At 71.9% G+C, this 24,290-nt stretch carries 19 protein-coding genes and 2 pseudogenes; 9 read left to right on the top strand and 12 right to left on the bottom strand.

Annotated features, from left to right (window positions below; all coding sequences use genetic code 11):
- Positions 1-8: 8 nt before the first annotated feature.
- The 6 genes from ACIPJI_RS21715 to ACIPJI_RS21690 form a co-directional block, all read right to left on the bottom strand.
- Positions 9-1,469 carry a hypothetical protein gene (locus ACIPJI_RS21715; RefSeq protein ID WP_356619762.1) on the bottom strand — a complete coding sequence of 487 codons (1,461 nt, stop codon included), beginning with the start codon at positions 1,467-1,469 and terminating at the stop codon, positions 9-11.
- 60 nt (positions 1,470-1,529) lie between these two features.
- A complete protein-coding gene (locus tag ACIPJI_RS21710) occupies positions 1,530-2,153 on the bottom strand; it encodes a guanylate kinase (RefSeq protein WP_402248092.1) in 624 nt (207 codons plus the stop codon).
- Positions 2,150-2,752 (bottom strand): AAA family ATPase, encoded by a 603-nt coding sequence (locus tag ACIPJI_RS21705; RefSeq protein WP_356619758.1) that lies wholly within the window; start codon positions 2,750-2,752, stop codon positions 2,150-2,152. The genes ACIPJI_RS21710 and ACIPJI_RS21705 overlap by 4 nt, the downstream gene beginning before the upstream one ends.
- A 698-nt stretch (positions 2,753-3,450) precedes the next feature.
- Positions 3,451-4,605, bottom strand: a complete 1,155-nt coding sequence (locus ACIPJI_RS21700) for a serine hydrolase domain-containing protein (RefSeq protein ID WP_402248090.1) — start codon at positions 4,603-4,605, stop codon at positions 3,451-3,453.
- Between the two features lie 110 nt (positions 4,606-4,715).
- Complete coding sequence (locus ACIPJI_RS21695; RefSeq protein ID WP_402248089.1) at positions 4,716-5,840, bottom strand: ADP-ribosylglycohydrolase family protein; 1,125 nt, start codon at positions 5,838-5,840, stop codon at positions 4,716-4,718.
- 228 nt (positions 5,841-6,068) lie between these two features.
- Positions 6,069-7,637: an alpha/beta fold hydrolase gene (locus ACIPJI_RS21690; RefSeq protein WP_402248088.1), complete on the bottom strand. Its 1,569-nt coding sequence runs from the start codon at positions 7,635-7,637 to the stop codon at positions 6,069-6,071.
- Between the two features lie 93 nt (positions 7,638-7,730).
- On the opposite strand from ACIPJI_RS21690, the gene ACIPJI_RS21685 reads away from it, so the two are divergent.
- Both ACIPJI_RS21685 and ACIPJI_RS21680 read left to right on the top strand, forming a co-directional pair.
- Complete coding sequence (locus ACIPJI_RS21685) at positions 7,731-8,648, top strand: MerR family transcriptional regulator (protein WP_402248086.1); 918 nt, start codon at positions 7,731-7,733, stop codon at positions 8,646-8,648.
- Between the two features lie 343 nt (positions 8,649-8,991).
- A complete protein-coding gene (locus ACIPJI_RS21680; RefSeq protein WP_402248084.1) occupies positions 8,992-9,732 on the top strand; it encodes a VOC family protein in 741 nt (246 codons plus the stop codon).
- A 121-nt stretch (positions 9,733-9,853) separates the two neighbouring features.
- On the opposite strand, the gene ACIPJI_RS21675 is transcribed toward ACIPJI_RS21680, so the two are convergent.
- Positions 9,854-10,792, bottom strand: coding sequence for an aldo/keto reductase (locus ACIPJI_RS21675; protein ID WP_402248082.1), 939 nt, complete (start codon positions 10,790-10,792; stop codon positions 9,854-9,856).
- 223 nt (positions 10,793-11,015) lie between these two features.
- A pseudogene (locus ACIPJI_RS21670) lies at positions 11,016-11,500 on the bottom strand (hypothetical protein).
- A gap of 109 nt (positions 11,501-11,609) precedes the next feature.
- Here ACIPJI_RS21670 and ACIPJI_RS21665 point away from each other — a divergent pair.
- Positions 11,610-11,825, top strand: coding sequence for a hypothetical protein (locus ACIPJI_RS21665; RefSeq protein ID WP_402248081.1), 216 nt, complete (start codon positions 11,610-11,612; stop codon positions 11,823-11,825).
- Positions 11,826-11,871: 46 nt separating this feature from the next.
- Here the strand turns inward: ACIPJI_RS21665 and ACIPJI_RS21660 are convergent, their stop codons facing one another.
- Together ACIPJI_RS21660 and ACIPJI_RS21655 are read right to left on the bottom strand one after the other, a co-directional pair.
- Positions 11,872-13,206: a cation:proton antiporter gene (locus tag ACIPJI_RS21660; RefSeq protein ID WP_402248079.1), complete on the bottom strand. Its 1,335-nt coding sequence runs from the start codon at positions 13,204-13,206 to the stop codon at positions 11,872-11,874.
- 2 nt (positions 13,207-13,208) lie between these two features.
- Positions 13,209-13,679 carry a TrkA C-terminal domain-containing protein gene (locus ACIPJI_RS21655; protein ID WP_356619736.1) on the bottom strand — a complete coding sequence of 157 codons (471 nt, stop codon included), beginning with the start codon at positions 13,677-13,679 and terminating at the stop codon, positions 13,209-13,211.
- A gap of 158 nt (positions 13,680-13,837) precedes the next feature.
- On the opposite strand from ACIPJI_RS21655, the pseudogene ACIPJI_RS21650 reads away from it, so the two are divergent.
- Positions 13,838-14,656, top strand: a pseudogene (locus ACIPJI_RS21650) (IS5 family transposase).
- Here ACIPJI_RS21650 and ACIPJI_RS21645 read toward each other — a convergent pair.
- Positions 14,653-16,164, bottom strand: coding sequence for an oxidoreductase (locus ACIPJI_RS21645; RefSeq protein WP_402248077.1), 1,512 nt, complete (start codon positions 16,162-16,164; stop codon positions 14,653-14,655). The pseudogene ACIPJI_RS21650 and the gene ACIPJI_RS21645 overlap by 4 nt on opposite strands.
- Positions 16,165-16,370: 206 nt before the next feature.
- Here ACIPJI_RS21645 and ACIPJI_RS21640 point away from each other — a divergent pair, with 206 nt between their 5' ends.
- The 5 genes from ACIPJI_RS21640 (at position 16,371) to ACIPJI_RS21620 (ending at position 21,018) form a co-directional block, all read left to right on the top strand.
- On the top strand, positions 16,371-17,309 hold the full coding sequence (locus tag ACIPJI_RS21640; RefSeq protein WP_402248075.1) for an NAD-dependent epimerase/dehydratase family protein: 939 nt from the start codon (positions 16,371-16,373) through the stop codon (positions 17,307-17,309).
- A gap of 115 nt (positions 17,310-17,424) precedes the next feature.
- A complete protein-coding gene (locus ACIPJI_RS21635; protein ID WP_402248073.1) occupies positions 17,425-18,237 on the top strand; it encodes an SAM-dependent methyltransferase in 813 nt (270 codons plus the stop codon).
- Between the two features lie 138 nt (positions 18,238-18,375).
- Positions 18,376-19,281, top strand: a complete 906-nt coding sequence (locus ACIPJI_RS21630; protein ID WP_307709474.1) for a LysR family transcriptional regulator — start codon at positions 18,376-18,378, stop codon at positions 19,279-19,281.
- A 109-nt stretch (positions 19,282-19,390) separates the two neighbouring features.
- The gene (locus ACIPJI_RS21625; RefSeq protein WP_356619728.1) at positions 19,391-19,972 is read left to right on the top strand and encodes a cysteine dioxygenase family protein; all 582 of its coding nucleotides are present in this window, start codon (positions 19,391-19,393) and stop codon (positions 19,970-19,972) included.
- The gene (locus ACIPJI_RS21620; protein ID WP_402248071.1) at positions 19,972-21,018 is read left to right on the top strand and encodes a YeiH family protein; all 1,047 of its coding nucleotides are present in this window, start codon (positions 19,972-19,974) and stop codon (positions 21,016-21,018) included. The genes ACIPJI_RS21625 and ACIPJI_RS21620 overlap by 1 nt, the downstream gene beginning before the upstream one ends.
- A gap of 307 nt (positions 21,019-21,325) precedes the next feature.
- On the opposite strand, the gene ACIPJI_RS21615 is transcribed toward ACIPJI_RS21620, so the two are convergent.
- Complete coding sequence (locus ACIPJI_RS21615) at positions 21,326-24,103, bottom strand: LuxR C-terminal-related transcriptional regulator (RefSeq protein ID WP_402248069.1); 2,778 nt, start codon at positions 24,101-24,103, stop codon at positions 21,326-21,328.
- Positions 24,104-24,290: the final 187 nt, after the last annotated feature.

The raw sequence follows: 24,290 nt of genomic DNA, 5'->3' as shown, positions 1-24,290 counted from the left end.
CCAGCTCATCAACGCACCAGTTTGCGGATGACGATGCCGACGATGAGCGTGGTGAACAGCATCCCCGCGGCCGTGAACGAGACAGCGAGCGCGGACCATCCGGCGGTCTTCAACTCCGAGGGCATCCCGGTGCCGACGTTCAGCCACAGTGCCAGGGCCAGCACGAACGACTTCCCCGCGAGAGTGACGTCCGCCAGCCCCTGCCCAGGGGCGCGTAACGCACCCGCCAGGTGGAGCACCACCGTCGTCAGCAGCACACCCGCGGCCAGTACGCGGGCCGGGTTGCGGGCCCGCACACCCCAGCCGAGCACCCCCCCGAGCAGGCCGCGTGTGATGCCGCGACGGAACGGCGGCAGGAGGCGGGCCTCGCGCTGTCTGGCCAGGTAGTAGAGCTGATCGACTTCACGGTTGCGGTTCCGCCTTGCCAGAGCGGACCGGACGGACTCCAGGGCCACGGCGCTCACTTCGGTGAACGAGCGCTCCAGGAACGAGACGATCTGGCGCCCGTCGCGGAACACCTGCCCGGCCAACTCCATGTCCCCGATGCTGGAGGAGTCGTCGAGGCTGTAGCGGGAGGCGCCGGCCGGCAGCCCGAGGGTTCCGGTCACTGAGGAACCGTGCAGGCTGATCACCGACGACGTCTCGGAGGACGAAGTGAGGGACAGGACCGTCGTGTTGTGCAGGGCGAGACGGGCGGTCGCCCCGTCGGCGTCCGTGCCGCCGCTGTCATCGGTCTTCAGACCGTGGACGTCGACCGGGCCCCGGACGGTGCTGTTGGTGATCGTGCTGTCCTCGGCGGGGATCACCAGGCCGTTGACACGCACGGTTTCGCTGCAACGCAGCTCGTTCGCCCGAAGCGGCTGGTCCAGACGGACGCGTTGCAGGGTGAGCTCCGGGGTGTCGACCCCGTCGAGTTCGAGGGCGGACAGCCACAGATCGTCGAAGGTGATGTCCTCGCGGGCGCGCAGGCCCCGGACCTCCACGCGTGGGCGGCCGAGGCGGCCGCCGGTGACCTGGCTGCGGACCGTCAGTGCCGAAAGCCGGGTGTTACTGATCCTGACCGGCCCACGGAGGGCGTTGATCTGCACCAGTTCCTCCACACGCAGCCGCTCCAGCCGGACGGCCCCGCAGGAGTGGAGAGCCAGGAAGTCCAAGGCGGTGTCCGTGACCGTGACGTCACAGCCCATCGAAGCGTTCCGGATGGTCAGGCGCCCGATCCGGGAGTTGACCACCAGCACGGCGTCCGCCTGGGCATGGTCGATGACGAGCTCGTCGATGTGGCATGACCGCACGGTCAGCGTCCCGTCCACGCTGAGGCGGTCCAGGAAGATGCGGTCGCCGGACACGCTGTCCAGTAGGAGGTCGGTCGTCACTTCGTCGTGGCGAAGGTGCACACAGCGGTCGGCGACGGTTCGCTGCCGGCCGATTCTGGCCAGGTCCTCGAGCGTTCTGATGGTTCCCACGAGCATCCCCCTGCTGCGTGTGGCGGTGGTCGTTCGCTTCCACGGCCTGCCCGTGCCGGTGCGAGGTCACATGTGGGCTCGTGCGGGTGGGCCAGGGTCGAGGCCGAGCGTCGCGAGCAGGTCCTCGGGATACACGGCTTGCGGTGACCGGTCCACTGCTGCCGCGATGTCCTTGGCTGTGCGTTCTGCGTCCGACCTGTCCGTGCGGACGACCAGGTCGAAGAGGTTCCGTAGATCGGAGCCGAGCAGGTCCTGGGCTGTCTCGTCCCAGGCGGTGAGCCGCTTGGCCGTGTCGGTGTCCCCGCGTTGCCGTGAGCGTGTTTCGCACACGTCCCTCGGCACCCAGAGCAGGACGCGCAACCACTGCACCTGCGCACCGCTCAGCAGCGTGCGCATGTCCGCGACATTGCCGATGTGCGTGACGGGGACCAGACCGTGGTCCTGAGGTTCTGTCAGGGACTGGCGGTCGACGGCGTAGATGTTGCCGTAGCGCCGGGTCTCCACGACGATCCGGTTCTGCCGGCGCAGCGATTCGAGCTCCTCGGCCGACACGAATCGGTATCCCGTCGACCGTCCGGATCCCTGCTTCAGCTTCGTCACCAGCCGGAAGCGGGGGTCGACGGCCTGCAGAGCTGCCGTCACGGTGTCCTTGCCCGAGGTGGGCGGCCCGTACAGGACGACTGCGCTCACGCGTCCCCCAGAAGCCGTTGTGCGACGGACTCGACCTGCTCGGCCAGCGGGCGGGAAGCGCCGATACGGTTGTCGATCACGTGGTGGGGAACCACCGGCCGGCGATCGATGTCGATGCCGCTCGTGTACTCGGGCCAGTGAGTGAGCTTCCACGTGTCGCGGGAGGCGTCGCGTGAGATGAGCCGGTCACGCATGGACTCCAAGTCGCTGTCCACCCACAGTGTTTCGAATCGGGCCCCGATCCTCCCGCACCTGCGCCGGACGCGCGCCGTCCACTGGGCGTCGGCACTCTCGGCGAGGAACGGCGCCACCGCCACCACGGAGATGCCGCATTCGAGGTTCTCCCAGACGGACTTCATGAGGCAGGCGTACTCCAGCGGCCTGGCGTGCTCGAGATACATCGGGCTGTGCCGGTCGTCCGGGTCCCCGCCCAGGGCCTCGAGGAGCCGCTCGGTCATCGGCCGGCTCAGCGTGTCCTTGTCGAGCATCGCCCAGCCGGTGGCGGACGCCAGGATCTTCCCGGCCTCGGACTTGCCGGAGCCGGCGTAGCCCGCCACCAGGGCAAGAGTGATGGTGCTTGCGCCCAACGCTGTGGTCACTTCGCCGGCCCCCCGGAAGTCTTGAACACCTGTCACCGAGTTTAAGGGGCAGTCGGCGCCGTAGTGATCAAGATTGCGTGATGACGGGGGAGTTGGCGGGTGGATCGGGGCTTCGGCGGGCAGCAGGCGCGGCCGGTAGATGCCGACGCGCTCACCCGTACGGGACCGTCGCACGGGCCGGCATCCTTGCTTGCACTCCGGGCCCCGCGCCGTCTTCATGGAGCCCGCCGGGCTCCCCTCGAGGGGAAGCCCGGCGGCTTTGCGCCCTCGGCTGTTACGACTTCTTTCCGGCGCGGCGTTCGCAGGTGCCCGGCCAGCACGCCGACCGCTGGTCCGTACGCCCCAGCGCGGCTTCCGTCTGCACTTCAGATTCAAGGACCCGAAACCGCAGGTAGCGATTCACTGGCAGCGCTCCATCCATGCGACTTTGCGCCGCCGATCGTCCTTCACGCATGGCGGACAGACGCTTGCCTGGAGGGGGCCCTTCAGGTTCTCCTCGTCGCCCCGTGGGACGTCTCTGCGACCGGCAGCGCCGCCACCCGGATTCACCGAATGGTCCTGCACCGCCGCTCAACTCGTGAATGTGAGTCGCACTACGGCCGCACACGTCGAACTCCTATCGGGAGGCCGAGCCACGCCATGAGTGCGCGAGGTGGCTGAATCGGTGGCCTTCTGGGCGTCAGTGGGTAAGGCCGGGATCAGCTCGACGCCGCCGCGTACGCCCAGAAGTCCCGCATCAGTTCCGGGAACGAGGGCTCGGACATCTGGAGCTGCGTGAGGAGGATCGTGACGGTGCCCGTGGACGGGGTGATGTGGGCGGCCGTGCCCGTGCCGCCGACCCAGCCGTAGCGGCCCGGGACGCTCCAGGGTTCGACCGGCTCCACGTCGACCGCACCGCCGAAGCCCCAGCCCATGCCCTCCAGGAACAGGCCACCTGCCTTGCGCTGGGACGGGGTCAGGTAGTTGGTCGTCATCCGTCCCACGGACTCGGCGGTGAGCAGGCGGCCGCCGGACGACGTCGCCCCTTGGTCGAGGAGCATGCGCGCGAAGGCGTGGTAATCGTCGACCGTCGAGACGAGACCGCCCGCGCCGGACGGGAAGGCGGGCGGCGTGCTCCACTGGCCGTCCGGCGTGTCGGCCAACTCGAGGGCCCCCATGGGGTCGACCCGGTAGTAGCTGGTGAAGCGGTCCCGCTTGGCCGGTGGCACCTCGAAGGTGGTGTCGGTCATGCCCAGCGGCTCGAAGAGCCGTTCCGCGAGGAAGTCGGGCAGCGAACTGCCCGAGACCCTGGCGATCAGCACGCCCTGGAGGTCGGAGCAGATGTTGTACAGCCAGGCCTCGCCCGGCTGGTAGAGCATCGGGATCCGGGACAGCGCCGCCATCCACTCGTCCGTCCCGGGGACGGCCTGCGGCTGCGGCGGCCCCTGCTTCAGCTCCCTGACCAGCGGTTCGACCGCCGGCAGTGAGAAGTCGGACGGGAAGCCGTACCCGGCACGGGAGGTCAGCAGGTCGAACACGGTGATCGGCCGCTCCGCCGGAACCACGTCGTCGACCGGACTGTCCGGCGTGCGGACGACCATGGGCGCGGCCAGCTCCGGCAGCCACGTCCCGACCGGGTCGTCCAGCGCGATCCTGCCGTCCTCGACGAGCATCATGACCGCCGCGGCCACGACGGGCTTGGTGATCGAGGCGACACGGAAGATCGTGTCCCTGGCCATCGGGGCCGTGCGCTCGGCGTCGACGTGGCCCACGGCCTGGACGTCCACCTGATCGCCCCGCGCGACCATGGCCACCGCGCCGGGGAGGGACTCGGTATCGACGTGCTCGCTCAGGACGTTGTGCAGATCGGTCATCGGGCCACCTTCTCGCGTGTGCGGTCAGAAGTGGGACTGCCACAGCGACAAGGAGTCATCGCTCGCCCCATCAGCGGGACCGTCAAGAGGCGCCGACCCGGTCATCCCGGTCACCAGCCCGGATACCGTCCCCACCAGTGTGGGTCCCATCCCCGCGCGTACTCGCTGCCGCTGGGGGAGTCGAACTGCTCGGTCACCAGGTCGCGCGCCAGGGTGTCGAGCACCCAGCCCAGTTCGTGGCGGCTCACCAGGTCCAGCGGCAGCGCCTCCGCGCCGTGCGCGGCACCCAGCAAGGCGCCTGTCGTGCAGGCCACGGACGCGCCGTCCGGTGCGGTGGACGCGAAGCGCAGCGCCGCCCGCACCTGGTCGCGGCCCGGGAAGGAGCCGGCGACGTAGAGGGCGCCGAGGAGCGCCGACGGAGCGGTGGGGTCGGGAGCCAGCCGCCTGAGGACTTCCGGGTCGGCGGGGTCGGCCGCGGACCGGTCCAGCGCAGCGGCCAGTCGGCGTTGCTCGTCCTCGGCGGCGGACACGGCCGGTCCGTCGGACGGCCCTTCGGCCGGTCCGAGGGCCGTGAGCGCCGAACGCAGCGCCTCCACGACGCCCTCGCCGGCGATACAGCGGCGCAGGAACATGGTGGCGTGTGCCGCGGCGGACCCGGCGGCGGGGTCGCCGTGGGTGAGTGCCGCGATCTCCCGGTCCTGGGCGATCGAAGAGCGTACGTCGCGCGGGCCGATGAGCGCGGCGATCGGCAGCGTACGGCCCAGGGCGTGCCAACCACGGCTCGTCGTCGCGGGTTTGTCGATCGTGCCCTGCTCCCCGCCGGACAGCGCCTCCACGGTCGCGGGAGCCGTGCCGCGGCGTGCCGCGAGCGCCGGGACCTCGGCGAGCCACCCGTCCGGCCAATCACCGCCGGAGAACGTGCCCCAGCGGGCGGCCATACGGTCCCGGTCGATCCCTTGGAGCGCCGCCCACCGGCAGTACGCGTGCCAGAGCACCGACGGCGGGTGGCAGATGCCCTTGTGCGCACCGCGCACCATGGCACGGATGATCCCCTCTGCGGTGAAGCAGGCCAACTGCGTGGCGACACCCGCCCGCAGCGTCCCGGCGGCGGGCAACGCGTCGCCTGCCGCGCCGAGCGTCTCCCCGAGCGCCAGACCGAGCATCAGACCGCGCACATGTGACTCGGTCCTGCCCCGACGTTCCTTCGCCTGAAAGTCGTTCGTGTCGGTCGTCAACTCGGTGCGCTCTCATCCGGGTTCGTCGGTGGCCCGGCGCGCGGATTCCCGACCGGCGGGACCCGCCGGGTGCTTCCCGGCGGACGGTTCCCGTGGAGGCGGGTCTCCCTCACGGTTGCGCGCGGGCCGGTCCAGGATCTCATCCGACCGCTTCCGGCGGGCGGCGATCGAACGCAGTCGTCCGGCCGGTGGCCGGCCCGGCCACATGCTCACCCCCGTCGCGGCGTCTCAGCCCTCCAGATGCCCCAGCACCGCCCGGGCCGCCCGGGCCACCGCCTCCCGCGCCTCCTCCGTGTGGTCGATCGTCTCGAAGCCGTGGTGGCCCTGCGGCACGTCGACGATCTCGACAGCGGCCTCGCAGTCCTCGGCGGCGGTCAGGAACTCCTCGACCGTCGCCGCGATCTCGGGCCGTTCCAGCTCCACCCGGGTCAGTACGACCGGCAGTCGGCCCGCCCTGCGCACGGTGGCCGCCGGGCGGAACCGGGAGTCGGTGAGCGGCCAGTTCGGCAAGGGCGCGAGCACCGGGTACGTCGCCGCGACGCAGCGCAGCCACGCCGGGGGTGCCGCCAGCCAGTCCGCCGACAGGAGCCCGCCGGCGGAGAAGAACCACAGCGCCACTCGTTCCCCGTCGACGCGCGGATCGGCCCGTACGAGCTCCACCGCTTCCGCGACGTCCTCCGCGGCCCGCCCGTAGTCGGAGAGGTCGTGCAGCCGGTGGTCCAGCGTCACGCCCACCGCACCCAGCGACGCCACGTACGAGCCGTAGCCCACGAAGCCGGGCCAGTCCCGCGGGGTGGGGCGCACCTCGGCGGAGACGGGGCCGCCGTGGACGAAGACCACCGCCGGGCGGGGCCCGTCGGCGTCGGGGAGGTAGAGGTCCACCCGTCCCGTGCGCATGCGGTGCCGCTCCGGCAGGTCGATGAGGAACGGCCGCAGATGCGCGGGCTGCTCGCTCACCGACGGGGAGATCCGGTGGCCCTCTCCGGCGGCGGCCCGGCGCAGCACCTCGGCCAGCTCGCCCGGCGTGGAGAGCATCGGCCAGTGCCCGGTGCCGAGTTCGAAGAACGTCACCCGCGGGTCGGTGAGCACCTGGAGGCGGGGGTCGCCCATGCCGACCAGGCCCTCGACCATGGCGATGCTCGAACCGTTGGCGGTGCACAGGACGCCGGTCGTCGGCACCTCGGACAGCGCGCCCGAAAGCCGCAGCGGCCGGGTGAGCGTGCCCTTCGGCTGCGGGGCGGCGAGCCGGGCCAGCCGCGCCAGCGCGTCCGCCGGGACTCCGACGGTGCTGCCCCACCGCTGCCATTCGCCGGCCGGCGGCGGAGGGATCAGCCCGTCCTCCGCCGCTGCCCCTGCCCCGGCAGCTCCTTCTGCCGTCGTCCCCGTTTCATGCGTCCCGTCCGCCAGCAGGTCGCGGACCGTCCGGTCCGGCACCAGCGCGAGGGCCGCGTCGCCGTCCTGCGGCATGCCCGCGTCCAGGTGGACGATCCGGGCGACGCGCCCCGGTCGGCGGTCGGCGGCGCCCAGTACGGGGTGGATGCCGTAACCGTGACCGACCAACACCACGTCCGGTGCCGCCGGTTCCGCCGGAACGGGGTCCAGATGGTCGATCAGCTGCACCAGGTCCTGGACGTGCGTCTCCAGGTCCGTGTCGGGGCCCGCCAGGTGGCGGCGGTCGCCCATGCCCGTGAGCGTCACGGGATGCACCTCGGCGCCCGACCCACGGAGCCCCGCGGCCACGTCGCGCCAGATCCAGCCGCCGGTGAAGGCCTCCGACACCAGGATGAAAACCGTCATCGCGTCTCCTCGTATACATGGTCCGCACGACCGGCCGACCAGGCCGTCCGCGCTCGCCGGTACCGTAGGAACTCCCCCTGAGGGAGGTTCAACTTGTCCCCTGACGGCTTGTGGAGCATCGGAGAGCTCGCCGAGCACGCGGGCGTGACCGTCAAGACCGTCCGCTTCTACTCCGACTGCGGACTGCTGCCCGAAGTCGCCCGCAGCAGCGGGGGCCACCGGCGTTACGGCCCGGAGGCGATCGAACGGCTGCGCCTGATCCGCTCGCTGCGCACCCTCGACCTGCCGGTCCCCGACGTCGGCAGGGTCCTCGACCAGGAGGACGCGCTGGAGGACGTCGTCGCGGGGCAACTGCGGGAGATCGGCTCCCGGATGACCGCCCTGCGCTGGCGGGAGGCCGCCCTCCGACTCCTCCAGGACTGCACCCCTGAGGAACGCGTGGACCGCCTGCGGCTGATCGGCTCCGTGACCGCCCCGCCCAGCACGGCCGTGCTGGCGCGCTTCTGGCGGCGCTGGCTGCCCGCACGGCTCCCGGCGCGCGTGGTGTCCGCGATCGTCGATCAGGCCGTCCCGCAGCCGCCGGCCGACCCTGCCCCGGCCCAGGTCCTGGCCTTCGCCCGGCTGCACGCCCTCGTCTCCGGGCCCTGCCACGGCAACGAGGACTGCCAGCCGACAGTGCACCAGCCGGACACGGGGTACCGCCCGGCCATGCTCTACGAGGGTCTCGGCGAGGCGTACAGGCTCGCGGCGCGGCAGATGCTCGACCGGCGACCGCCGCACGAGGGGGAAGCACTCGACTGTTTCGTCGCCGCCTACGCACTCTCGTGCGGCACCCGCGACACTCCGGACTTCCGCCGTCTGCTCGCCGGCCAGCTCGCCGCGGACCCTCGGATCGACCGCTACTGGCAGCTCGCCGCCGAGCTGTTCGGCCCGTCGCAGCCGACGCCCGGCGCCGCGCACGACTGGCTCTGCGCCGCGCTGGACCCGCAGACGGAGGGGGCGCCTGCCTGATCGGGAGGGCCGTCGCAGGGTGTTCGACACCGGAGGCGGCCGGGCGTCCGCCTGAACGGGCGGCCACACGCACGTTGGTCGCTGATCCGGAAGTGGAACCACCGGGTCCGGAGGCGGCGACGGACCGCTGATGAGCGGCTTGAGCGTTCGGCAGGGTACTGCGCCGGGAACGGCCACCGGTAGCCGCAGCCATCGCCCGATGATCTTCCTCGAACCCCGCAGCCGTCCGGATCGGAGCCCAAGAGTGGGAGCCGGCGGTCTGGTTGTCCGTCAAGGCCGACGTCGGTCTCTGGTCGGCGAGGGTGCGGATGTCGTCGCTGGGCGGGTGCATAGGATCGGTGGCATGGCCCTGAGACCTGTTATGGCGAACATCAAGGCTCTTGATTGCCCGGCGGTCGGCCGGTTCTGGGCGGAGGCGCTCGGCTGGAGTGCGTACAGCCCCGGCGTGACCACTTACGTCGGACCCGTCGGCGGCCTCGTTTGGCCGGACCCGGTCGCCCTCGGCATCGACATCGTTCCCGTCCCGGGGCCCAAGACACCGACAAAGAACCGTGTGCACCTCGACATCGCCACCACCTCCGCGGCCCATCGGACGGAGTTGGTCGCGCGCCTCCTGGCTCTCGGTGCGACGCCCGCCGACGTGGGCCAGGGCGACGTGCCGTGGACGGTCCTCGCCGACCCGGAGGGAAACGAGTTCTGCGTTCTGGAACCCCGGGAGGCCTACCGGGACACCGGGCCGATCGCCCGGGTGGTGGTCGACTGCGCCGATCCGCGGGCCATGGCCCGGTTCTGGGACGAGGCGCTGGACTGGACCCTGCACGAGGTGACCGACGATCATGCGGTGCTGCGCTCCGCCAAGGGTGTCGGCCCGTATCTCGAGTTCCTCCGCACTCCCGACGCGAAGACCGCGCCGGACCGAGTCCACCTCGACCTGCTGCCGTACGCCGGGGACGACAAAGCGGCGGAGGTGGCCCGGCTGCGGGCGCTCGGCGCCACCGACCTCGACCTCGGCCAGGGAGACGTCCCGTGGACGTGCCTGGCCGACCCGGAGGGTCACGAGTTCTGCGTCCTCGCCCCGTCCTGACGCGGAGTACCGACGGCACACCGACACGTTCGCCGTGTGCGCTCACGCGCCATGGAACGGGGTCGGCGGCCGCTGCCGGAGTGAGGGTGGTGGTCATGACGCGTCCTCTTCCGACCGGCCGCTACCGCGCCTGCTCGAAGCGCGCCAAGTGCTCGTCGCTGAGCCGCACACGGCGTGCGGCCAGTGCCTGCTCGATGTGCTCGACCCGGCTCGCGCCGACGATGGGGTCGATCCCCTGCCGCATCAGCCACGCGAGGACGACCTGGTTCCTCGTGGCCGAGACCTCGCCGGCCACGTCGTCCAGGACCGCGAGCACCCGGGTCGTCCCGGGGTGGGCGTAGGTCGGCGGCAGCGGCTTGTCCGGGCGCACGTAGGAACCCCACAGCAGAGTGCTGTACGACCACACGGTGAGCCCTTCCGACCGCGCGAGGTCGAGGTCCTCGGCGGTGAGCATCCGGTGGCCGCCCTCAGCCACGGGGGTGAGCGGGCGCGGCTGGACCAGTGAGTGGCGCAGCTGCAGGGCCGTCCACGGTTCCACGCCCTGCTCCCGCGCGAGGGACCGGGCACGCTCGACGCGCCAGGCGGCATGGTTCGCCGCCCCGACCCGCAGGGCGACTCCCTTGGTGACGAGCTCGCCGAAGGCGCCGACCGTCTCCTCCAGCGGCACGGTGCGGTCCTCGGCGTGGGCCCAGAGCATGTCGATGTGATCGGCCCCGAGACGCTCCAGGCTCTCCTCGACCCCGGCGCGGACGGCACGGGCGGAGAGTCCTTCGGCGCTTTTCGGCCAGGAGTGCGGGACGAGCGGGTTCTGCCGGACCTTCGTCGCGATCCGCACCCTGTCACGCGCGCCGGGGCGGGCCCGGAGCCACGCGCCTATGAGGCGCTCGCTGGCGCCGCCGACGCCGCTGGGGTCGGTCCAGAAGGAGTAGCAGTTCGCGGTGTCGAGCCACACACCGCCGCCGGCGACGAAGGAGTCGAGGATCGCGAAGGCGCGGTCGGGGCCGACGCGGGTGCCGAAGTCCATTGTCCCGAGGACGATCCGGGGGTCTGTGGTGTTCATGCCGCCCATGCTGGGATCTGGAGCGCGCTCCAGGTCGAGTGCCGTTGTGGCGGACCACCCGGGACCCGCCTCTGGGCGGGCGTCGGAAGGAGACATCGGCGGGCGCGATGCCCGTTCACGGCGTGCGCTCGATGCGGGCGCGGAACGTATGCGTCGTTGGGCGACGTCGTCTTCGCCGTGTTCCGCGACGGCACCTTCCAACGATCCCGGTCGCAGGTCGCAGTCACGTGACCAGCGACTCCGCGAGGAGGACGACTCGATCGGCCTCGACGTCGAAGCCGAGCACCGGATGGCCGTAGCCGCCTTCCGGATCCATCAACACCGGCTTGCCCAACCGTCGTCCAATCGCCCGAAGGAGTCGCAGAACACATCAAGTCGTTCCTGCCCCTGCAACTCCCGCAGGTCGACATCGAAGTCCACTTCATCGTCGGCATGGAAACGGAAGACCGCGAGAACCTCGGCAGCCGGCCAGACCCGTAGGCTCGGGCACTCCGCGTCGGCCGCACGCGACAGCACCACCTCCGCCCGAGGCAGCGGAAGCTCCGTCTCGCCTTCGGCGAACCGGCATCGCCAACCCCGCTCCGCGACAAGATCGAGGACTGCCTGCCAGTCCTCCACCGAAGCGCCAGGGACACGCACGTCAGGCAGCGACCCGATCAGGTCCGGGTCGAAGAAGCACTTCACGTCATCCCACAGCAGATCAACCACTCCGCCATGCTGCCCGGTTCCTCGACCCGACGCAGCACCGTTTCCCTGGCGCACCGGAGTGTGCCGACCCGGTCGGTTGACGGCTGTCGCCGTCGGCAAGGATGGGCGGGTGGCCCATCGCATCAGCACACTGATCTCCGCGTTCGGCGTCTTCGTCGCCGCGATGTTGCTCATCGGCGCCGTCGTCGAATACCGGGCGGGCGCCTCGGCGCTGTGGGTCGGGCTCGGCGTCCTCGTCCTCGCCAGCGCGGTCTACGCCCTCGTGCGCGACGTCCGGCGCCCCCGCCCGCGCTGGCGCCCGCGCCGGCCTGCGCCCGACGAGTAGGCGGCGTCAGCGGCTTCATCCCCCCGGGCGCTCGGCGCGAGCCCCGTCAGGACCGGTCGTCCCTCCGTCGCCGCCCGCTCGGCCACCGTGCGATCCCCTCGGGCGCGCCCGCTTCCGCCCCTCTCGCCGAGTCGGCCGGAGCGCCCGTCGCCGGGCTGGCTGGCGCGCCCGCTTCAGGGCCCGTCGCCGAGTCGGCCGGGGCGTCCGTAGGCCGACCGGCCACCGCGCGGGGGCGGCGGAGCAGCCACGAGGCCAAGGGTTCGGTCCAGCGGGTCGCGAGGGGGCCGACGAACACGAGGATGAGGACGTACGCCGCCGCCAGCGGGCCGATCCTCGGCTCGGCCGCCGACGCGAGGCCCGCGATCACGATCGAGAACTCGCCGCGGGCCACCAGCGTGCCGCCCGCCCGCCAGCGGCCTCGTGGGCCGATGGCAGCACGCCGGGCCGCGTACCAGCCCGTGGCGATCTTCGTCAGCGTGGTGGCCGCGGCGAGCGCGAGGGCGGTGAGCAGGACCGGCGGGATCTCGTTCGGGTCGGTGGACAGGCCGAAGAAGACGAAGAACACCGCCGCGAACAGGTCCCGCAGAGGCGCCAGGATCTTCCGCGCCCCCTCCGCGACCTCGCCCGACAGGGCGATGCCGACCAGGAACGCACCCACGGCGGCGGACACCTGGAGCTCCTGGGCGACGCCCGCGACCAGCAGGGTGAGGCCGAGCACGACGAGCAGCAGCATCTCGGGGTTGTCGGAGGAGACCGCCCGGCTGACCAACCGGCCGTGGCGCAGGGCCACGTAGAGCACGAGGGCGACCGTGCCGAGCGAGATCAGCAGCGCGATGCCCGCGCCCGCCAGGCCCAGTCCGGCGAGAAGTGCGGTCAGCAGCGGCAGGTAGAGGGCCATCGACAGGTCTTCGATGACGAGGACGCCCAGGACGACCGGCGTCTCGCGGTTGCCCAGGCGGCCCAGGTCGGCGAGGACCTTGGCGATGACTCCCGACGACGAGATCCATGTGACGCCGCCGAGGGCGACGGCGCCCACCGGGCCCCAGCCGAGCAGCAGGGCGGCGCCCGCCCCCGGCAGGGCGTTGAGGACGAAGTCCACGGCACCGGTCGGGTACTGGGTGCGCAGGCTGTCGACCAGTTCGGACGCGCTGTACTCGAGGCCCAGCATGAGGAGGAGCAGGATGACGCCGATGTCGGCGCCCACGGCCACGAAGTCGCCGCTCGCGCTCAGGGGCAGCAGCCCGCCGGAGCCGAAGGCGAGCCCGACGAGCAGGTAGAGGGGTACGGGGGAGAGACCGAAGCGGCCCGCGAAGCGGCCGATCAGGCCCAGCCCGAGCAGGATCGCGCCGAGTTCGATCAGCAGCATCGTCGTGTCGTGCACGCTCAGCCTCCGGCGATGATCTCGGCGAGGGCGTCGACGCCCTCCCGGGTGCCCACCGCGACGAGCGTGTCGCCCGTGGCGAGCCGGAAGCCGGGGCCGGGCGACGGATGGGCCCCCGTGCGGCGCAGCACCGCGACGATCGACGCGCCGGTAGTTGTTCGGGCGCGGGTGTCGCCGAGTGTCCGCCCCGAGTAGGGCGACCGGGCTCCGACGGGGATGTGCTCGGTGACGAGGTCGATGCCGTCGGTCCGTACGGCGTCGATGGGTTCGGCGTCGAGGAGATGGGCCAGCGCCGTAGCCTCCTCGGGCCCCAGGGGCACGGAGAGCAGGCAGGCGTCGGGGTCGTCCGCGCCGTAGAAGCCGAGGAAGCGACGGCCGTCGTTGTGGACGACGACCGAGACGTGGTGGCCGCTTTCCGTGCTGAAGTCGAACTGGGTGCCGACGCCTGGCAGGGGGGTGCGACGGGTGGTCATGCTCGCCTCCCGGGAGCGGCTCCCCGAGGGAGAGGATGCGTCCTGGATCGTTATATAGAGCTTTGTACCGTTTCGGGTTGCCGTCAGTCTAAGGACTCCCAACGAAATGATCTCGAGGTGGTCAGATCACTCCGGGGCTGTTGATCTGGGGGTGCGGGGTGGCTCGGCGGAAGCCGTGGGATGTCGACGACGAGCTGTGGGCGGTAATCGAACCGCTGCTGCCGAAGGTGGAGCGTCGGGCCGGGCATCCGGGACGCAAGCGGCATCCGGACCGGCTGGTGTTCCAGGGCATCCTGTTCGTGCTGCACACAGGGATCGCCTGGGAACACCTGCCGCAGGAACTCGGCTTCGGCTCGGGCATGACCTGCTGGCGCCGGCTGGCCGAGTGGACCGACGCCGGCGTGTGGCCCCGGCTCCACAAATCGCTCTTGGCCAGGCTCCGCAGTGCGGACGCCCTGGACTTCTCCCAGGCTGCGGTCGACGGATCCCACATCCGGGCGTTAAAGGGGATCCAAGACGGGACGAAGCCCCGTCGACCGGGGCAGGACAGGTAGCAAGCATCATCTGATCACCGACGCACCGGCAGCCCGCTCGCCGTCACCCTGACCGGCGGCAACCGCAACGACGTCACCCAGCTCGTCCCACTGCTCCAGGCAGTGCCGCCCGTGCGGGGTAGGCGCGGCCGGCCCCGGCGCCGCCCGGACGTGGTCCTCGCGGACCGCGGTTACGACCACGACTAGTACCGCCGCCTCGTCCGCGCGCTGGGAGTGAAGCCAATGATCGCGCGACGCGGCACTGAGCACGGCTCCGGACTTGGCACCCAACGCTGGGTTGTCGAGCGTGCCTTCGCTCACCTGCAGTGGTTTCGCCGCCTGCGGATCCGTTGGGAGATCCGCGACGACATCCACGAAGCCTTCCTCATCCTCGGATGCGCATTGCTCTGCTGGCGACGCCTGAACTCAGCTGTCGATCGCTAGTTCTTCTGCAGGGTGCGGGTGACACCGGCGATGACGGCGGTCGTGAGCATCCAACCGAAGGCGATCAGCAGGTAGGCCAGCCACTGGAGGCCGTCGTTCGACCAGTACCAGCCCGCGCGCTGTCCCAGACCACCGATGGGAATCAAGAGGTCGAGTGTGTACACCAGAGACTGGAACGGGACGCCTTCACCCGGCTTCACCGGGGTCGGAGAGTGGGTACCGAAGACCAGAGCGCCCAGCAGGGTCAGCGTCAGGAGCCAGACGCCTGCCAACCACGGCCGGTAGCCATAGCCTACGGTCACGTCGAGCAGGTGCCCCCACGCCCGTGCCGGCAGGGACAGGGTGAGGCGCCGGTGACGCTGTTTGGCCAGGAGCACGCGGCGGGCGTCGTCGTCGTGGCCGATCCGCCGGTACCAGCCCGCGAGCTGCTCGTACGGCTGCGGGGCATAACCGGGATTCCGACGGACCCACGCCAGGCGACGGGCCACCTCGTCACTGACGGGCGTTTCGCCTTCGCCCGCTGTGGACGGCGTATCCCGGAACCGGATGGAGCCGTAGGTGAACCCTTCCAGAAGCACCTTCTCGGGCCAACTCCGCTCGCTGTCCTGGCACCAGGTGGCCTGTGCGGCCCGGAGGTCCACCAGCCCTGAGAGCGGTGCTGCGGTTCTGTAGTCGAAGTCCCCCACCTGCATGGCCACGCACTCCAGCGCTGTGCCGTCCCCGTTCAGGCGGGCTCCTTCGAAGGTCAGCAGACCTTCTATGCGAGCCCTGCGCAGCCGCACACTTCCCTGTGCGGTGAACCCCTGGGAGCAGTCCACGGTCGAGGTGGTCACACCACCTGCGGCAAGTGCGACGCCCCCGGTGTTCTCCAGCCGTGCGCCTTGCAGGAACAGGCCGCTGAGCAGCCGAGCGCCAGGCAGCCGGAACCCGCCCCGTGTGGTGAGTCGCCGGGCGAAGACGCCGCCGTCCAGGACGAGGCCGCCCGCGATCACTGCCCATTCTTCCGGGCTTGAGATCTGGGCATCCACAAGCAGGAGATTCCCGGCCATACGGACGTTGACGAGTATGAGGGAGCCACCTTCGACAGTCGACCGCCTCAGATCCAGGTCACCCTCGATCCGTGCGAGTTCGGCATCGATCCCCGGAACCCAGCTGTCCGTGATCTCGATCGTCCGGGTCGTGGCCCCGTGCAGCCGCAGCGTCTCGTCCAGCCGACAGCCTTCCAGCGAGAACGTGTGGCGGATCTCCGCCCCGGACAGGTCAAGACGGCCGGTGATACGTGCCCCGGCGAGTCGCAGGGCAGCTACGCCACCAGACCGATCGTCGTTCGCGCCGAGCAGCAGCGCCGCCACGACGGCCGCGCGAACCGTGCGTTCGGGACCCCATCGAGCACCCGCAGCGGGAGCGTCCGCCTCGGGCATGCCTGTACGCAGATCAACTCGACGCCCCTCAGGGAAGGCATCCCACAGCTCGCGCTCCGGCGGGGTCAACTCGTCATATGACAGCACCCATGCAGAGTAATGATCTCCTCACCCGATCGCGCGCCAACCAAGAGACAAGCTCATTCTGTTAGGGGTTCTAAGGAGCCCGTCGCCGTACCGGACGCGATCGCAGGATCTGCACTGGTGGGCACGGGTGCCGCGGTCCCATGTCACGGACGTGCCGGGCTGTCTCGTCTCTTGTGTGAGAGGCCGATCCGGAATCAGGAAGGGTGATGATCGTGCGAGTGTTCGTGGCAGGCGGGGCCGGGGTCCTGGGGCGGCGACTGGTGCCGCAGCTCGTGGCCCGGGGCCATCAGGTGACGGCGACGACGACGAGCGCGGCCAAGCTGGGCCTGCTGGAACAGCTGGGCGCGGACCCGGTCGTGATGGACGGGCTGGACGCGGCGTCGGTCGGTGAGGCGGTGGCCGGGGCCCGGCCCGACGCGATCGTGCACCAGATGACCGCGATCTCCATGGCGCACGCCGGCAAGCCCGACATGAAACACATGGACCGCTGGTTCGCCACCACCAACCGGCTGCGCACCGAGGGGACGGACCACCTGCTGGCCGCCGCCGAGAAGGCCGGCGTGCCCCACGTCGTCGCACAGAGCTACGCCAGCTGGAACGGCATCCGCGAGGGCGGATGGGTGAAGACCGAGGAGGACCCGCTCGACCCGATGACGGGGACGGCGGCGCGCCCGGGGATGGAAGCGATCCGGTACGTCGACGACGTGGTCGTCAAGGCCGGCGGCGCGGCCCTGCGGTACGGGGGGTTCTACGGGCCGGGCGCCACCGACGACCAGGTCGAGCTCGTGCGCAAGCGGCAGTTCCCGCTCGTCGGGGGCGGTACCGGCTACAGCTCGTGGGTGCATGTCGACGACGCGGCGAGCGCCACCGTCCTGGCCGTGGAGCAAAGGGCCAAGGGCGTGTTCAACATCGTCGACGACGAGCCGGCCCCGGCCGCCGAGTGGCTGCCCCATCTTGCGGCGTGCGCGGGCGCGAAGCCGCCGATGCGGGCCCCCAAGTGGCTGGCCCGGCTGCTGGCCGGGGAGGTGGCGGTGACGATGATGACCGAGGGGCGCGGCTTCTCCAACGCCAAGGCCAAGCGGGAGCTCGGCTGGGAGCTGCGGTACCCGTCGTGGCGGCAGGGCTTCCGGGACGCCCTTCTGTGACGCAACTGCCGTGCCGCGTAAGGGTGTTGCTTGCCGTGTGAAGCCGGTGCTGCGAAGATCGTGCGACCGTCCCGTGACCGGGAAGAACGGGCGTCGAGCAGTGAGGGAGCCCCGCATGACCGGGACCGAGCCGGCCGCAGCACGGATCGACACCACAAGGCCGCACCCGGCCCGGGTGTACGACTGGTTCCTCGGCGGCAAGGACAACTACCCGGTCGACGAGGAGCTCGGCCGGCAGATCATGGGCGTCGACGGGACGGCCCGGCATGTCGCCAGGACCAACCGCTGGTTCATGCAGCGCGTCACCCGCTGGCTGGCCGGCGAGGCCGGGATCCGCCAGTTCCTCGACATCGGCACCGGCATCCCCACCGAGCCCAACCTCCACCAGGTGGCCCAGGGCATGGCCCCCGACGCCCGGATCGTCTACGCCGACAACGACCCCATCGTGCTGACCCACGCGGAGGCGCTGCTGCGCAGCAGCCGCGAGGGGATCACCGACTACGTCCAGGCCGATGTGCGCGACCCCGGGCGCATCCTGGAGCAGGCTCGCAAGAGCCTGGACTTCACGCGGCCCGTAGCCCTCTCCCTGGTGGCGCTGACGCACTTCCTCGGCGACGATGACCGTCCCTACGACCTGGTGGCCCGGCTCGTCGACGCGCTCCCCTCCGGGAGCTACCTCGTGCTGTCCCAGCTGACCGCCGACTTCGATCCCGTCGCCGTCGGGCGGGGCGTGGTGATGTACGCGGCCGGCGGCGTGACCCTCGCGCCGCGCACCCGGGACGAGATCGCCCGCTTCTTCGACGGCCTGGAGCCGGTGGAGCCCGGGATCGTCCAGCTGACCGATTGGCACCCCGAGCTCGCCGTGGGCGAGAGCGTCGACGAGAACGCCGTGATCTCGTTGTACGGCGCGGTGGCCCGGAAGCCGTAGCCGGACGGGACGGCCGGACGCACGGACGGGTCGCGGTCCGCAGGGTCGCGGCCTGAGGTGGTGGAGGGCGGGGCAGGGGACGGCGCAGTGCCGGCGGCCGAGGGCTGTGGCCCCCCAAAATCCGCTTATGATGCACCGGTGTTCGATTCCCGGCACATCAAGACGTTCCACGAAGTGGTCAGGACCGGCTCGTACTCGGCGGCCGCGCGTGCCCTCGGCTACACCCAGCCGGCCGTCACGCAGCAGATGAAGGCCCTCGAGCGCGACGTCGGTTCACCGCTGTTCGTACGGGTCGGCCGGGGCATGCGGCTCACCGAGGCGGGCGAGGCGCTGTCCAGGCACGCGACGGCGATCCTGGATTCGATGTCGGCCGCGCAGGAGCAGATGAACGCCCTGACCCGGCTGCGTGCCGGACGGGTCCGCGTCTGCGCCTTCCCGAGCGCCAACTCCACCCTTGTCCCCGAGACGCTGGCCCGCCTCACGGCCACGCACCCCGCCATCCGCGTCGACCTGCTCGAGAACGAGCCGCCCGAGTCGCTGCGGCGCCTGGCGCGGGGCGAGTGCGACATCTCGCTCGCGTTCACCTACCCGGGGCTGCACGAGGAGGTGCCGGAGGAGCTGGTGGAGATCCCGCTCCTCGAGGACCAGATGACCGTGCTGCTGCCCGGCGGGCACCACCTCGCGCGGCGGCGGGTCGTCCGGCTCACCGACCTGGCGGGGGAGCGCTGGATAGCAGGCTGCCCGCGGTGCCGCGCCAACCTCCTCCACGAGTGCGCGGAGGCGGGCTTCGTCCCTGACATCGCCTTCATGACGGACGACAACCTGGCTGTACAGAGCCTCGTCGCGGAAGGGCTCGGCGTCGCCATGATCCCGGCGCTCGTCCTGAACTTCATGCGCCACGCCAAGGTCGCCGGCCGCCCGCTCCAGCCCGCCTCCCGGCGCAAGATCTCGGCGTACGTCCTGAAGGAGCATCTGCGCATCCCCGCGACCGCGCTCGTCCTCGAGGAACTGAGGACGGTCGCCGCGAACAAGACCGGCTGCTGACCGGCCCGGCAGCCGGGCAGGCTCCCCGGGGCCATGCATAAGCAGAGCTTGGGGAAACCGAAGAAACAGTCGTTGGACGTAATGGCTCAGCCGTCCGAGGCTTGCCGGTATGACTTCGGCTCCGACCGCACCGAGCGCATTCACGGCCCCCCGTGCCACCGAACGTCTCGACGCCCTCATTGCCGGCGTGCGCGAGGTGGTCGGGCGCGGGCTGCCGCCCGACCCGACGGCGTACCTGGTCGGCGAACGCCTGGCGCCGCACCTGGGCGCCCCCGACCTGCTCACCGCGGAGCAGCGGCAGAGCGACCCGGACCGCTACCGGCAGCACCTCCTGCACGCCGAGCACGACGGCAGCTTCTCCGTCGTCGCGCTCGTCTGGCTGCCCGGACAGGGGACCTCCGTGCACGACCACGTCTCCTGGTGCACCACCGGCGTCCACGAGGGCCAGGAGCAGGAGCGGCGCTACCGGCTCGTGCCCGCCGCCCGCGCGGACGGCACGGCGCGGCTCGTCGCCACCGCCGATGTGGTCAGCGGGCAAGGCGACTTCTGCGGTTTCGCTCCACCGGGAGACATCCACCGGGTCTGGAACCCGGGCCCCGCCACCGCGATCTCCCTGCACGTCTACGGCGCCGACATATCCCGGATCGGCAGCAGCGTCCGCCGCGTCTACGCCCTGCCGGCCGACTGCTGATGGCGCTCCTGCGGGACCGGCCCGCCGCACCTCCCCGGCCCCGCGCCGAGGGAACCCGGCTGCGAGGACTCGCGCTGGCGGCCCTCGGCGTCGCCCTTGCCTGGTCCGTCCACCGGATCCTGCCCGGCGTGCCGATGCTCACCGCCGCCGTCGTACTCGGCGTCGCCGCCGCGCACCTGCCCCGCCTGCGGGCGGCCGTACGCGGGCCCGCCCGGCCGGGGCTGACGTACGCGGGGCGACGGCTGATGCGCGCCGGGATCGTGCTCCTCGGCCTGCGGCTCGGCCTCGACGACGTACGCGGCCTCGGCTGGACCACCGTCGCCATGGTGCTCGGCGTCGTGACAGCCACACTCCTCGGGACCTGGTGGCTCGGCCGGCGGCTGGGACTGCCCGGTGACCAGCCGCTGCTCATCGCCACCGGATACGCCGTCTGCGGCGCGTCGGCCATCGGCGCCGTGGGAGAGGTACGGGACAGCGACGAACGGGACGCGGCCACCTCCGTCGCGCTGGTCACGCTCTGCGGGACGCTCGCGATCGCCGTACTTCCCCTCCTTCAAGGGCCGTTGGGGCTCAGTGCCGCCGAGTTCGGCCGCTGGGCCGGTGCCAGTGTCCATGACGTCGGCCAGGTTGTCGCCACCGCGCAGACCGCGGGGGACGCCGCGCTCGGCGAGGCCGTGCTCGTGAAGCTGATGCGGGTGGCGATGCTCGGCCCGCTCGTCGCCGTCGTCGCGCTGGCCGCCCGCCGCGGGAACAAGGCCGCGAAGGGGGCGAGCGGTGCGCGACGGGTGCCGCTGGTGCCGCTCTTCGTCGTGGGCTTCCTCGCCGCCGTGGCCCTGCGCAGCACCGGGCTGCTGTCCGGGGCGGTGCTGGAGGTGGCGCACGTCGCGCAGGAACTGCTGCTCGCCGCCGCCCTGTTCGGACTCGGCAGCGCCGTCGACCTGCGCTCCCTGACCCGCACCGGAGGCCGGGTCGCGGCACTCGGCCTGTCGGCGTGGCTGGTCGTGGCGGGGCTGTCCTACGCGGGGGTGCTGCTGGTGGCGGCGTGACCGGTGCCTGGAGGGGGCCGCGGGGAGGGCCGCGGGCAGCCGGGTGCGTACGCCGTACACGGCGAGAGACGTGTCGTGCCCGGGGCCGGGAATCCCATGGCGTCCCGACAACGGCCACATGTGGGGTTGCGGCGTGGTCGGTCGGCATCCCGGCAGCCCCGGGCACACTCGGAAACTAGGGCTGCCGGACCGGTACTGCCTATACGGACCCGCTCATCTACCTATACGCAAAGAATCGACCGGGCCCCGTGTGCCACTTGGCCCTCGGCGGTCCTGCCCGCCGCGCCGGCCCGCCGGCCGCCCCGGCTCATTCGGGGCGCTGGGCGCGTGTCCGTGAAAGATTCTGCCGGGACTGCGACTCCAGCTTGCGCCGGCCCCTGGAGACATGCTGCTCCACCGTACGCGGCGACAGATGAAGCGTCGCCGCGATCTCCCTGTTGGTCAGACCCGTCGCCGCCAGGTCCGCCACCTCCTGCTCGCGCGGCGAGAGCCGGTCGCCGTAGCTCGGCCGGCCACGCGGCCGCTGCTCGTCGGCGGGCTGGTGCGCCCGCAGCTCGGCACGGATGCGGGCGGCGTCCCAGACCGCGCCCAGCTCGGTCAACTGCTCGACGCACGAGGTCAGTTCGGCCACCACGGCGGCCGTTTCCGTACCCGAGGCCAACTGGCAGCGGGCGGCCCCCTCGGTGGCGAGCACCGTCGCGTACGGGCGTGGCATGCCCGCGTATTCGAGGGCCGCCCGGCGGTACTGTTCGGCCGCGGCCCGCGTGTCGCCGTCCGCCTCGGCGAGCAGCGCGCGGCACCAGTTCAGCGCCGCCGACGACGCGGGGGCCTGGCGGCCGACGAGGCCCGCCTCGTATTCGTCGATCATCCCCTGCGCCGTGTCGCGCCTGCCCGCGCGCAGCGTCGCGTCGACGGCCCACGGCGCCAGCTCCGCGGCCCACACCCACACGCCCTTGTCCCGGATCCGGTCCCAGGCCATCGACGCCTCCGCGACCGCCGTTTCGACGTCGTCACGGACCAGGGCCATCCGGATCAGCGCCCCGGACGCGGCCGCCACGTGCGGCACGGCGGAACCGTCCGTCTCCCGCGAGCCGTCGCCGGCCAGCCACGCCGTCGCCTGCTGCCACTCGCCCCTGGAGATCGCCATCAGCCCGAGAACGGTACGGCCGTCGACACCCTGGCCCGGCATGGTGTCCGCCTCCGCCACGAACGCGCGGGCCCGGCCGGTCAGTTCCGACCAGTCGCCCTCGGCCCAGTCCAGAAGCAGCGAGGTGCCGCGGGCGCCCTGCTCGACGTACGTCGCTCCGCTGCGGGCCGCCAGGTCCACGCCCTCGGCGAGAAGTCCGCGGGCCGGACCGAGCTGGCCCAGCCAGAGGGCTCCGTCCGCCGCGTTGCACAGCCCGCGGGCGACGTGCTGCCGGCAGGCGGCGTCCTCCGTCTGGCTCGGCAACTGCTCCAGCACCTGCCAGGCCGCCGGATCGCCGATGTACATCAGCGTCCCCGCCCGGTTGGCGGCGACCGCCGTACGGGCCTCCTCGTCGCCGCTGTCCGCGCCGGCCTTCTCCGCGCGCTCCAGCCAGTACAGGTTCCGCTCCAACGGCACCGTCGACAGCAGCGGCATCGCCAGCGCCGCCATGGCCCTGGCCGCCATCAGCGGCCGCTCCTCGAGCTCCTCCACCGCCTGCTGGAGCTCCAGCCAGCCCTGCATGCCCGCGACCGCCTGGTTGCACAGCAGCAGGCCGAGGTCGAGCCGGATCTGCCCCCGCACGGCCGCAGGCAGGGACTGCTCGTCGAGGATCTGCCGCAGCACCGTCACCGTCTGGTCGCTCCGCAGGCCCAGCACGGCGCTGTGCGCCAGCAGCGGCGCGAGCCGGGCCCTCGCGGCAGGCGGCACCGTCGGACGGGACAGGGCCCGCTCGAGGATGTCGATCGCGGCCTGGTGCTCACCGTCGGCCGCGCACTGGAGCGCCGCGTGCTCCACGGCCCGCAGCCACGCCTTCGTCTGACCGCCGTGCCGGCGGTGGCGGGCCAGCGGCACCCACGGCACCGGGTGCCTGCGACCGAGGGCCGTGGCGGCCCTGCGGTGCATCTCGCGGCGGACGGGGCCCGGCACCTGCCCGTACACCGCTGTAGCCGCCATCGGGACGAAGAATCCGTAACGGCCCTCCGTGTCCTCCCGCAGCACGCCCGCGCGCAGCGCCTCGACCAGCGCTTTCGTGCCCTCGCCGCCGTCCGGACCGGCTACCGCGGAGAGCTCGTCCGCCTCCACCGGCTCGTCCAGCACGGCGGCGGCCCAGGCGACGTGCCGGGCCCGCTCCGTGAGCGCAGCGGTACGGCCGAGGGCGAGTTCGGCCAGACGCGGCGGGACGCCCGCCGCCTCCAGGTCCCTGACCGAGTAACGCTCCCGCCCGTCGCCCGACTCGCGCATCAGCCGCACCACGTCGGCGACGACCTGCGGCACGCCGCCGGACCGCTCCTGGACGCGGGCGACCAGGTCGGACGGGCAGCGGCTCGTGCCGAGTCCCTCCGCGACCAGCTCGCGGACCTGCTCGGCGTCGAGCGGGCCGAGCCGCAGCCGCAGCACGGCGAGGGAGGCGGGGAAGTGCGCCCCTCTGCCCAGGGCGAGGCCGGGCTCGCGCAGTTCCTCCGGGCGGTACGTGACGACCGCGGCGAGCCGGTCCGGCGGCCGGTCAAGGAGCCCGCGCAGGAGTTCGAGGGCCGGGCGGTCTGCGCGGTGGACGTCCTCCGCGACGAGCAGGAAGCGCTCGCGCCGTTCGAGGAGAGGGGCCAGGGCTCCCGGCAGATCGGCGGGGGCGGGCGGCTGCTGCGGGGCGCTGCCCGCCGCCGCCCTTTCGGCCGTCTTCGGCCGCGGCCGGCACGTAACGGTGGCTCCGGACGACGAGAACGAGACGAACACACTGCGCACGGACCGGGCCGCGGCGCCGTCCACCAGACGCGTCGCGAGGCGGGTCTTCCCCGTCCCGGCCTGGCCCTCGACCAGCAGCAGCGCGGCCTCGTCGGCGGACGGCCCCGCGAGCACGCGCTCCAGCCACCGGCCGGCCGCCTCGTCACTCCATGTGTCCACCGAATCACTCTCCTCGGAGATTCCAAGGCATTTCGATTCTTTACGTATACGGGTTTCAGTGTCCCTGATTGAACGGGAGGTGTCCGGATACGAGTGTTGGGGTTGCCGCAGAACAGCTGCGTGGCTTTCGACGGCCAGGTTGGAGAAGGACTCCCCGGCCGCTGGACCTGAGTCAGGGCGACGCCGC

The sequence above is a fragment of the Streptomyces sp. NPDC086835 genome, assembly GCF_044745705.1.
In the GTDB taxonomy this organism is placed as follows: Bacteria; Actinomycetota; Actinomycetes; order Streptomycetales; family Streptomycetaceae; genus Streptomyces.
This window is presented reverse-complemented; position numbering and strand designations above follow the sequence as displayed.